This is a genomic window from Nicoliella sp. ESL1149 (genome assembly GCF_058107265.1).
Window position 1 is genome coordinate 317813 of the sequence record NZ_JBYLUE010000002.1, and the last position, 12140, is coordinate 329952.

10 protein-coding genes are annotated in these 12140 nt (G+C 32.2%); 1 reads left to right on the forward strand and 9 read right to left on the reverse strand.

What is annotated here, in order from left to right:
• Window positions 1-296: 296 nt before the first annotated feature.
• The 6 genes from AC3B6G_RS01675 to AC3B6G_RS01700 all read right to left on the reverse strand — a co-directional run bounded on the left by AC3B6G_RS01675 (window position 297) and on the right by AC3B6G_RS01700 (window position 6191).
• Window positions 297-2354 (reverse strand): LTA synthase family protein, encoded by a 2058-nt coding sequence (locus AC3B6G_RS01675; protein WP_489848708.1) that lies wholly within the window; start codon window positions 2352-2354, stop codon window positions 297-299.
• Window positions 2354-3400 (reverse strand): lysylphosphatidylglycerol synthase transmembrane domain-containing protein, encoded by a 1047-nt coding sequence (locus AC3B6G_RS01680; RefSeq protein WP_489848709.1) that lies wholly within the window; start codon window positions 3398-3400, stop codon window positions 2354-2356. Before AC3B6G_RS01680 ends, AC3B6G_RS01675 begins: the two co-directional genes overlap by 1 nt.
• A gap of 2 nt (window positions 3401-3402) precedes the next feature.
• A complete protein-coding gene (locus AC3B6G_RS01685) occupies window positions 3403-4425 on the reverse strand; it encodes a glycosyltransferase family 4 protein (protein WP_489848710.1) in 1023 nt (340 codons plus the stop codon).
• 10 nt (window positions 4426-4435) lie between these two features.
• Window positions 4436-5620 (reverse strand): glycosyltransferase family 4 protein, encoded by a 1185-nt coding sequence (locus tag AC3B6G_RS01690; RefSeq protein ID WP_489849552.1) that lies wholly within the window; start codon window positions 5618-5620, stop codon window positions 4436-4438.
• Between the two features lie 42 nt (window positions 5621-5662).
• Window positions 5663-5926, reverse strand: a complete 264-nt coding sequence (locus AC3B6G_RS01695) for a phosphocarrier protein HPr (RefSeq protein WP_489848711.1) — start codon at window positions 5924-5926, stop codon at window positions 5663-5665.
• Between the two features lie 76 nt (window positions 5927-6002).
• Window positions 6003-6191 carry a hypothetical protein gene (locus tag AC3B6G_RS01700; protein WP_489848712.1) on the reverse strand — a complete coding sequence of 63 codons (189 nt, stop codon included), beginning with the start codon at window positions 6189-6191 and terminating at the stop codon, window positions 6003-6005.
• Between the two features lie 171 nt (window positions 6192-6362).
• Here AC3B6G_RS01700 and AC3B6G_RS01705 point away from each other — a divergent pair, with 171 nt between their 5' ends.
• Window positions 6363-8510 (forward strand): ATP-dependent Clp protease ATP-binding subunit, encoded by a 2148-nt coding sequence (locus AC3B6G_RS01705; RefSeq protein ID WP_489848713.1) that lies wholly within the window; start codon window positions 6363-6365, stop codon window positions 8508-8510.
• A gap of 49 nt (window positions 8511-8559) precedes the next feature.
• On the opposite strand, the gene AC3B6G_RS01710 is transcribed toward AC3B6G_RS01705, so the two are convergent.
• From AC3B6G_RS01710 to tagD, 3 genes are all read right to left on the reverse strand, one after another.
• Window positions 8560-9984, reverse strand: coding sequence for a C69 family dipeptidase (locus tag AC3B6G_RS01710; protein ID WP_489848714.1), 1425 nt, complete (start codon window positions 9982-9984; stop codon window positions 8560-8562).
• A 12-nt stretch (window positions 9985-9996) separates the two neighbouring features.
• Window positions 9997-11571, reverse strand: a complete 1575-nt coding sequence (locus AC3B6G_RS01715; RefSeq protein ID WP_489848715.1) for a peptide chain release factor 3 — start codon at window positions 11569-11571, stop codon at window positions 9997-9999.
• Window positions 11572-11693: 122 nt separating this feature from the next.
• Window positions 11694-12110, reverse strand: a complete 417-nt coding sequence (tagD, locus tag AC3B6G_RS01720; RefSeq protein ID WP_489848716.1) for a glycerol-3-phosphate cytidylyltransferase — start codon at window positions 12108-12110, stop codon at window positions 11694-11696.
• Window positions 12111-12140 lie beyond the last annotated feature (30 nt).

Here is a 12140-nt window from a genome sequence, read left to right on the forward strand (position 1 = left end):
TTTCAAAGATCTACTTATAAGAAAAATTGCTATTTTAACGCAACTTCTTAATTATGCCACAACTACATATGATTGTCAACAACTTTTTAAATTAATTCTTAATTTAAAATTATCATCAACTTGTAGTAACCAGCGATGTTTATAATAATATCAAAGTTGAAAAACAATGTCAACAACTTTTTGTTGAATTCATATAACAAAAATCAACATTTAATATAATATCAAATCAAAACCACTTTGACAAGAGTAATTTCAAATAAAAAAGAGCAATTCTTTTATGAATTGCTCTTTTCTTATTATTTTAGTTCGGGTGCATCTGTCTTATAGACTAACTTAGACTTATTTTTAACTTTATTTTCTAAATCTGTTTTATGCTTTTGATCAGCTTTTCTTAATTCTGGCAATGAATTTGAAGGTCGATAATTATAAGCTCCCTTGTTTACTTTGGTAAACCAATCTGGTTTATAAAATCTTAAAAGATCTCCCCAAATAACCTTGTCAGAAAGACTCAATTCGGTCGTAACATGATTTTGAATCTTGTTAATTTGTTTTTGTTGTTTAGAATTTGGCTTAATTTGTTTACCTGTCTTAGTTAAATAAACAGTACTCCCCATGACTGTATATTTAGGAGTGACAAAACTACCATCTCTAAACGCAACCGTTTGATTACGATCTTTAGATAACAAATCATTTCCAAATTGAACACTACCTTTATCTTTGATTCCTAATAAATGAAGTAATGTTGGTAAAACATCAATTTCTCCACCATAAGTATGATCAACAAAGCCCTTAGCACCTGGATAGCTAATCATAAATGGTACTTTTTGGAATTGTGCTAAATCATAACTATTAATGTTCTTTTTGTGCAATAACTGTGAGATTGCAGGACGATGATTATTAGAGATTCCATAATGATCACCATATAAAACAACCATACTCTTCTTATCTAAACCAGTTTGCTTCAAGTAGCGCATAAATTCACCAAATGCTTGATCTAAATAATGGGCAGTTTGAACATAAGGATCAACAGTATTATCGCCGGTTTTAGTAGCAGGAAAATCACGATTTTGTTTATCTAATTCATATGGATAGTGATTGGTTAACGTAATTAACTTAGCATAGAATGGTTGGGGTAGTTTTTGAATATATTTAGAAGCATCCTTAAAGAAAATCTTATCCTTCAATCCGTATCCAACATTATATGCTGGCTTTTCTTTATAAAAGTTGGAATCAAAGAAGTATTGGTATCCCCACGACTTATAGGTATTATCTCTATTCCAAAAACTTGGAACATCCCCATGAAAAGCAGCAGTCGTATACCCATGTTGATCTAAAATTGCTGGAGCTGCCTCATAAGTATTTTGAGTTCCATAGGTAGTCATCGCTGATCCTTGTGGTAGTCCAAATAAGGAATTTTCTAACATCATTTCAGCATCAGAGGTCTTTCCTTGTGCAACCTGATGATAGAAATTATCAAAGGAAATCGTATGTTTACCATGATAGAACTTATCTATATTAGGGGTAACAAGCTTCCCATCTACCTTATAATCAATAAGGAATTGTTGGAAACTCTCCAAATGAATAATGAAAACATTCTTTCCCTTAGCTTTACCAAAATAATGAATATTTTCACCAGAACGATTATGTTTTAAATAATTTAGAACACTATCTATATCACTCGCTTTGGCATTGGATCTTGTAGCACTTTCTTTTTGCGTTTGATAGTAGTTCAATGCCGCATATTCATTTAATCCAAGATACTTAACAATATAATTATTATCGAACGTTCTAGTAATCAATCCTGAACGATCAGCGTTTGCAATTTTGTATTCACCAAAAATCAAAGCACAAGATACGATCGATAATAAAAATGCATATCTAATCTTATACTTCCGCTTATCAATTTTAATCACTTTGAAAATCAATAAAAGAATCAATACAACAATATCAATAAAAACAATAAAATCTGTTGGATGAATGATTTGAGAGATACTTTTCCCTAAATTATTTTGAACATCCCCCGAACCCTTAATAATTCCCAAGGATAGAAAGTCTGAAAATTCACGATAATAAATAATATTCGCAAAAATCCAAATTGATTGAATTAAATCAATTAACAGCATTAACCAATATGACCAACGACCCCTAAAATACAATGCAATTCCAAATAATAATAAAGCTGTTGGAATCGGATTAACGACAAGTAAAAATTGTTGAACACCATCATTTACTCCTAAAGTAAAATCAGTTCGATACGCAATATATGTTTTAATCCAAAACAAAATCAATACCAGCAGAAAAAAGCCCATTCTAGTATTGATAAAACTTCCAAATTTATTTGTCTTTTTAGACATTACTCTGCCCCCATGTGTTTAGATTCATTTTTATTCTCTATCTTAGTTGGCTTTATGAATATGGCAATTCCACCCAGAATCATTCCTAGGTAGTATGTCAAAATTCGCCATAAAATCAAAGCTAAAATCAATTTACTGTTACTAGTAATAAAACTAGCAAATAACGTTTTGAAACTATATTCGGCACCGCCAGATCCACCAGGAATTGGAAATAGTGAAATGATCATAAAGATTAAAGTATGCAAACATAGAATCATCACTATATTAACTTTTTCATACCCTAGAGATAGCATAATAAAATATGGAACTAAATAATAAAATAACAATTGAAATAAGGTAATAATAGCAATCTTAATTATTAAACGCCATTTATGAGCAATTCGCAAACTTTCTGTATGAAAATTTACAATTTTTTCATCTAGTGTAGTTGCTAATTTCAAGTAGCGCTTTTCACTCATAAATAACTTTAGTGGTAATATTACTAATCTCAACATTTTTTTAGTAAATGAATACCAGTACATAATCAATAATAGACCAACAATAACAAATAAATGAATTAAAAAGCCGAATAATACGAGCCAGGCTAAATAATGCATTTTATCAATTAAGTAATTAAATCCAATTACTAAACTTAACACGAACGTTACTACGATCATTGCTTGAAAAACAACAAATTTCATTAAAAGAATCGAACTTGCTCTTCCACCATCAATTCCGCTTTGAATCATTACAAACAATTGTCCTGGTTGGCCTCCAGATGAAAACGGTGTAATCCCATTAAAGAATTGTTCTACTAATGGGACCCGAATCGCATCTTTAACACTAAAAGGTTGCTTTATCTGCTCACTTACCAATGTCTTAACGACAATACTTTCAAATCCAAAATAAAGTAACATACATAAGATGGCCACCAGTAACCAATTCCAATTGATGTTCAAAAATTCTTTAACTAAAACTGATAAATTAATATCCCTTAAAAAGTAAGCAAAGATGCAAATACCAACCAAACACATTCCGAGAAATGAAAATAAATTTCGTTTACTCATACTTAATCCTTCCTAGCTTGTGATAAATAAAATCGATGCCATATTTTGGCTAAGTGGTCCTCTGAATATCGATCAGATGCTTTTAAAGATTGTTTATGCATTTCATCTAATTTTGGTTTATCATTTACCAATTTTCTAATCAATGAATTTAATCCGTCAAAATCAGTGAATTTTTCATAATATCCCCCAATAATTTCTTGATATAGAATTAAATCACGTAAAACAACCGGTTTTCCACAAGAAAAAGCTTCCAATACTGACATTGGGAATAATTCATTAAAAGATGGTAATAAAAATAAATCTGAGAGATTATAATAATCAACTAATTTTTTTCGATCAACAATTCCAGGAAAAGATAAATTAGCTGGCGGATTATCAACAATTTTTTTCAATTTATCATAACCATCAGTAATATGCCCAAAAGAAAATCCTCCTGCCCAAATGAATTGAATTTCAGGATTGCTTTGTGCTAATTTAACAAAATCAAAAATTCCTTTTCTGGTTTGAATTTGACCCGTTCCAATTATCGTAAATTTATCAGCATCGTAATTATATTTTTGACGGAGTTGTTTTTTTACTTTGTTATCAACTGGATAAAACTCTTTTTTATCAACAAAATTAGGAATATATGTAACCTTATCCCTCGGAATTCCATAAGCAACTAATTTATCAATAAATGTTGGATTAACGACGACAATGTGATCCATTCGTTTATAAAATGCAATTACGTACCAATAAAATAATCTTTTGAATACCCATGGCATTTTTAAGCTACCTTCTAGAGTTTCAGGTAGAAAATGAACATAACCAATTTTTTGACCACGTTTTTTAGAAAAAGTAGATAAATAAAAAGGAAAATTAATCGTATGGTAATGACTAATGTCACTACGATCATATTTATTAATCTGAATTTTAAATTCACCTTTGAATTTTCTTCTTAGCATTGCAATCAATTCATCATATGCACTCCCAACTCCTTGACCTTTAACCTTGTCAGCAGTTGAAAACATGTTTATTTTTAACATCTCAAGCTCCTCAATAATCAATTCTTGTTTTTCCTTGAACTGCGTTTTCTAACTCCAGTTGAGCACTTCTGTAAAACTCAATAATTTGTTTGGCAAAATAAGTATCAGAAATACTATTAAGTTTTTCTTTCCGAAGTTCAATGCTTGGTTGCCCTTCTTTTGCAGGATATTTTAGATAATCGATTACATCATCAATAAATTCTTTTTCAGTCGCAAAGGTCATTCCTAAAGAACGGTAATTTAATAGATCATCTGTATATGGGCTTTTAGCAACAACTACTTTTAGACCACTTGCAAGAGCCTCAATATAAGTTAATCCCTGCGATTCAGAATTAGAAGTTGAGACAAATAAATTAGCCATATGATAATACTGATTAACATCATCATTACTAATCTCACCAGCAAAAATGACGTGCTGGTTTAATTTTAATTCACTTACTTGTTTTTCCAATTCATCTCTATAAGGTCCACCTCCAACAATCATCAATAATGCATTGGGGATTGCTTTTAAAATTTGAGGAAAGGCATCTAACATTTCATGAATGTTTTTTTCATATGATAAGCGACTAACTGATAGAAGGACTGGCGTATCCTTACTAATATTGTATTTTTTTCTTAAATCTTGATAGTTCTTTTGATTATACTTATCAATATTAATTCCAGTAGGAATCACTCGCATCGGACTTTTTACACCATAACCAGTTAAAGTATCTAAAACACGCTTACTTGGAGCAACTACTCCATTCATGTTGTGACAAAAAGCAAGGGTTCCTTCTTTAACATGAATTGGTTTGATGATTTTTCCATTCGCAACATAATGGAGATAATCTTCATACATCGTATGATAAGTGTGTAAACAAGGAATTTTTAAATTCTTTGCAACAAATTTGCCGATCAAGCCCATTGAAAACTCTGTTTGGGTATGGACAACATCTAAATTCAATCTTTTAGCAATCATATAAGCTTGGAACAGGCCTCTAATAGCAATTCGACGATCAGAAAAAGAAACGAAAGGAATACTTGAAAACCGAAAGATATTATTTTCATAATCTCCTCGCGTTACCTTTGGATCTGTAGTAGTGAATATATATACCTGATGACCATCTTTTGTTAACCGGTTAGTTAATGTTTTTATCGAAGTTGCCACTCCACTGACCTGGGGAAAATAGGTATCCGTAAAAATTCCTATATTAATTACTCATCAACTTCCCTTCAAAAATATTTATAATCATTACAGTTAAATTAGAGCTTCTTGTTTTAAAGTATTTGCAATTGCATCAATTGCTTGTTTTTCATCCGACCCATTTGCTGTAATCGTAATCTCGGCATTTTGACCGACACCAAGTGACATTACTCCCATAATAGATTTTAAGTTAACAGATTTCCCATCATACTCTAAACTAATGTCCGATGAAAAAACACTGGCAGCTTGAACAAGCATCGTTGCAGGTCGAGCGTGAATTCCAGTTTCTAAAACAATTCTAAAATTACGTTTCTCCATAATATTAATAATGCTCCTTATAATTAACAATTGTTTAAACTGTTGCTAGTATATCATATTTTAACATTTTGCCATGCTATGCGTTAAAAAGATAAGTGTAAGTTACTTTTCCACCAAGATGGGCTTTCCCAACAACTTTTTTCCGGCTGTCAAAATCACTTAATGCTTTTTGAAAGGCCATAAAGTCTTTTGGTTCCACTTCTAAATTAGTAATTTCTTTATTTTTTAATTTCATTAGTAATGACTGATATTCGTTCACTGTCATAATATCACCTCAAATAACTATTATAATAAACTTTTCTGTTGGGAAAAGCTATTTTCAAACAAATTTCTTGAACCAATTTTAGTAAGTTGTATAATTTAATAAATAGTCAGTAAAGGTCAAATGTCCTTTTTAATACAAATACAAAATATAAATTTTAGAAAGAGTGGTAAAATGTTATGTCAAAAATGTCATAAAAATGAAGCTACAATTCATTTATATGTTAATCGTAATGGTCAAAGACAAAGAATTGATCTTTGTCAACAATGTTACCAACTTCTAAATCAACAAAATCAAGAAAATAATGGAGGTTCTGATATGGCACAAGATCCATTTGGATTTAATAGCTTAGATGATATGTTTAAGGCCATGCAAGGTGGCAATAATCCACAAAATAATCAACCTAATCAACAACAAAATACAACACCAACCGTTCTTGGTCAATATGGAATCAATATGACTGAGTTAGCCAAACAGGGTAAAATTGATCCTGTTATCGGTCGAGATAAGGAAACTTCACGAGTAATCGAAATTTTAAATCGTCGGACAAAAAACAATCCCGTTCTAATTGGTGAAGCTGGGGTTGGTAAGACAGCAGTTGTTGAGGGATTAGCATTAAGAATTGCTAATGGTGATGTTCCTGAAAAATTAATGAATAAAAAAATTATTCGTTTAGATGTGGTTTCATTAGTTCAAGGAACTGGAATCAGAGGTCAATTTGAAAAACGGATGCAAGCACTAATTAAAGAAGTTCAAAAAGATCCAAACATCATTCTATTTATCGATGAAATTCATGAAATCATGGGTGCTGGTAATGCTGATGGTGGTATGGATGCTGGAAATGTCTTAAAGCCAGCTTTAGCACGTGGTGAATTTCAATTAATTGGAGCAACCACATTAAAGGAATACAGACATATTGAAAAAGATTCTGCTCTTGCACGTCGTTTCCAAAAGGTAACTGTTCAAGAACCAACTCCAGAACAGGCCATTAAAATTCTTAAGGGAATTCAAGGTCATTATGAGGATTATCATCATGTTAAATATAGTCCTGGAGCAATTAAAGCTGCTGTAAAATTATCTGATCGTTACATTCAAGAACGATTCCTTCCTGATAAAGCAATTGATTTACTTGATGAAGCTGGTTCTAGAAAGAATTTAACATTAAATACAATTAATCCAGAAGTAATTGATGAACGGCTTCAAAATGCTGATAAACAAAAAAATGCTGCTTTGCAAAAAGAAGATTATGAAAAAGCAGCTTATTATCGTGATCAAATCAGTAAATTAAAACACATTAAGGAAAATCATAATATTGAAGGTGAAAAGAGTCCTGAAGTAACTGTTCATGATATGGAAAAAATCGTTGAAGAAATGACAAACATTCCAGTTGGAGAATTACAAGCCAATGAACAAAAACAACTTAAGGATCTCGCTCCAAAACTTAAAGAACAAGTTATTGGCCAAGACAATGCTGTCGACCAAGTTGCCAGAGCAATTAAACGAAATCGAATTGGTTTCAATGGTTCTGGAAGACCAATTGGTTCTTTCTTATTTGTAGGTTCCACTGGAATTGGTAAAACGGAATTAGCTAAACAATTAGCTTATCAACTATTTGGTTCTAAAGATTCAATGATTCGTTTTGATATGTCAGAATATCGCGAACCACAATCCATTGCTAAATTGATCGGTTCCGCTCCTGGTTATGTTGGCTACGAAGATGCCGGACAATTAACTGAAAAGGTTCGTCGTAATCCTTATAGCTTACTTCTATTCGATGAAATTGAAAAAGCTAATCCAGATGTTTTACATGCTTTCTTACAAATCTTAGATGATGGTCGACTAACTGATTCACAAGGACGAACAGTTTCATTTAAGGATACTGTTATCATCATGACCAGTAATGCTGGTACTGGTGATACTGAAGCTAACGTTGGTTTTGGAGCAGCTGCTAATGGTAATACTCACAAAATCATGGATAGACTTCAAAACTATTTCAAACCAGAATTTTTAAACCGTTTTGATGACATTGTTGAATTCAAACCATTAACAAAAGATAATCTTAAAAAGATTGTTAGTTTAATGATTGATAATGTTAATGATATGTTAGCTCAACAGAACATTCATCTTAATGTTACTGACGGCGCTAAAAACAAACTAGTTGATTTAGGATATAATCCAGCTATGGGTGCACGTCCATTAAGAAGAGTCATTCAAGAAAACATTGAAGATAAAGTTGCTGATTATTATTTAGATCATCAACAAGTAAATAATTTGAACGTTGAACTCAATAATAAAAAGCAAATCGTTATTAAAGCAAAATAAATATTAAAATAAAAGACACCGTCAATTTAAATTGACGGTGTCTTTTATTTTAAAGATTTTCATCCATATCATAAGTTAATTTTGAATAGTTTAAAGAAGTTTCTAATAAATGATTCATAAAATGATGAGTTCTTTTTCTCATTTTCTGGGTTATAAAATGATTTTGATAAGTTAAGTATGGTCTAACTAATTCTGAATCTATCATTTTAGCATGGATAATTGTATCTTCAACGTGTTTTCTAAAGAGTTGATTATTATCATCATTAAAATCAATATCCGCTTGAATCAAATGAGCGTAATATGCTTCAACAATTACTGATAATTTACGATACATCCAATATGCACTTTCATCATCCATATGAAGAGGCGTGTTTTTATATGTTGAATCAATATCATCTGCATTCGTAAAGAATGGAACATATGGTGAATAAGTTGGAATACCGAAACAAACCCACATGATTGCACTCATACTACTTGGAACATCATTTCTAATTTGTAGAACATGAGAATTCTGAGTTCGGTTCAATGAGATTGGACGATAATGTAATTTATCTTCGTCCTTTGATTTCCCCATTGGATCATATGGAGTTTCATTATAATGGGAACTAAGAATGGTTTCGATATCTTCAACACTGATCTTACGGTTAGCATGGCAAATAAAAGGCATTTCACTTGAATCGATCATTTGAACATGGTCCGGCGTTAAATAGCGTTGTCCATACCAAACTCTAGGCAAATTATAAAAACGATCTTTGGCATTGTTCGTTCCAAAAATATGACGGAAATTAAAACCATCAAAATCCGGATTCAAATGATATTGATCAACAAACTCACGAATGTTTTCTGAATACATAAAATTATCAGGGTCATCAAAATCAACTTGCTGAATGGCAACTTGATTTGCACAAACAGCATAAGCATCATCTGGAATTCGTTGAGCGACCCAATGATGACCGGTAACTATTTCCATGTACCATACTTCATTAGCATCACTAAATAAGACGCCGTTCCCTTCTGGTGAGCCATATTTAGAAATTAATTTTCCCAAACGTTTGACCCCATCACGAGCACTATCAATATATGGTAAAACAACTGATGGAAGTGAATCTTCAGCCACTCCATCCCTTACTAGTGGATCATAAGAAAGTGCCTTGGGATTCCCATAAACACTTTCTGTTGCACTAATGGCAACGTTTTTTTCATTAATTCCACTTTCAGCGTAAAAACCTTTAGTTTCTTCTTCTACATTTGGAGTTAATGTATAACGATACCCATCACGAGGTAAATCCATCTTAAACCCATTTTGAGTTGATACCCAAGTTCGATATTCATCATGATAAGCGGGTTCTACATACAATCTTTGAGGGGTCAATGGCAAGAATGTATCATCATTTCTGGCAATCATTGTTGATCCATCAATTGATGCATCTTTTCCAACTAAAACACTCGTACATGCTGATAAATGTTTGTTCATTTCAGATCACTCCTATAATTTAGCAGTTAATTTCACATCTGGATACTTATCATGGAACCATCTTTCGGCAAATGCATTTTCAAATAAGAATAATGGCTCATCATTTGTGTCACGAACTAAAATATTTCTTGAAGAAGACATTTTTTCATCCAATTGTTCAGGATCAATCCAACGAGCAATCTTATGGCCCATTGGTTCCATTTCAACTTCAGAATTATATTCATTTTTCATTCTAAATTGGAAAACTTCAAATTGAAGTTGTCCAACTGCACCTAAAATATAATCATTAGTAGAATAAGTTGTGTATAATTGCACAGCACCTTCCTGAACCAATTGATTAATTCCCTTATGAAATGATTTTTGTTTCATTACGTTCTTTGCTTGAACCCTAACAAATAATTCAGGCGTAAATTGAGGCAATTTTTGAAATTTAATATCTTGATTCCCAGTATAAATCGTATCCCCAATTTGAAAATTACCAGTATCATATAATCCAATAATATCACCTGCAACAGCAGTTTGAACATTTTCTCTGGTATTTGCCAAAAATTCAGTCACGTTCGACAAACGCATTTTCTTTTGCGTTCTTTCTAACGTCACATCCATCCCTCGTTCAAACTCACCGGAACAAATCCGCACAAAAGCAATTCGGTCTCGATGACGAGGATTCATATTTGCTTGAATCTTAAAAACGAACCCGGAAAAGTTCTTATCATCAGGTTCTATCTTAGTACCCTCTTGAGTAATATGAGCTGCTGGTTTAGGAGCAAAATCTAAATAAGAATTAAGAAAAGTTTCAACTCCAAAATTGGCTAATGCAGACCCAAAGAAGACTGGTGTTTGTTCACCATTCATTATCTTTTCACGGCTAAACTGATTTCCAGCTTCTTCCATAAGTTCAATATTTTCTTTAGCGTCTTGATAGAGCTCATTATCCAATAATTGGGGATCATCAACATCACCATCATCATTTAATGGTAAATACTTTTTATTTTTATCCTTTGGACGGTATAAAGCTACTCGTTTATTATAACGATCATATAATCCCTTTAAAATCTTACCAGAACCAATTGGCCAATTCATTGGGTACCCTTCAATCCCAAGAACATCCTCCAATTGACTGATTAATTCCATTGGATCACGACTATCTCGATCTAACTTATTCATAAAGGTAAAGATTGGGATTCCCCGCATTTTACAAATCTTAAAAAGTTTTTTGGTTTGAGCTTCGATTCCCTTAGCAGCATCAATAACCATGACTGCGGAATCCACGGCCATCAATGTCCGATAAGTATCTTCTGAAAAGTCCTCATGTCCTGGGGTATCCAAGATATTAATTCTTTTCCCGTGATAATCGAACTGCATTACAGAACTGGTAACTGAAATTCCACGTTTCTTTTCAATATCCATCCAATCGGATTTAGCAAAATTACCAGTTTTTTTCCCTTTAACCGTTCCTGCTTGTCTGACAATACCTCCATAAAGTAATAATTGTTCAGTAATTGTGGTTTTCCCAGCATCAGGGTGAGAAATAATTGCAAAAGTCCGTCTTTGATCGACCATTGCATCTAATTTATTTTCAGTCATTATATGATCCTCTCATTTGCGTATTAATACATATTATTGTAACATAATCAATTTTTTAGGACAGCCACCACTTAATGTTTCCAAAATAAAAATGCTTCGGAACTTCCGAAACATTTCATCATCTATTTTTCTGTTTTCCAATCTTCATCATCTTGAATTCCAAGATCATGTTTAATTTTAGTAGTAGAAATTCCTTCGGTTCTGGGAAGGTAAACGACCTTACATTGATCCTTCAAGAAATCAAATTTACCAGTCCAATCATCACCCATAACGAAAGTATCAATATCGTGATCTTTTACATCCGTCGTCTTTTGATTCCAACCCTTTTCAGGAATCACTTCATCAACATAACGAATGGCTTCTAAGACATATTTACGATCAGCATATGAAGTATATGCCTTTTTCCCCTTTTCAGCATTGAATTCATCAGTTGACAAACCAACAATAAGGTAATCACCCATTTCCTTAGCACGTTTCAAGAGACGAACATGTCCCTTATGCAAAAGGTCAAAAGTCCCATAAGTAATAATTTTTTTCATTTTTTACATTCCTTTTTAATTAAGTTAATT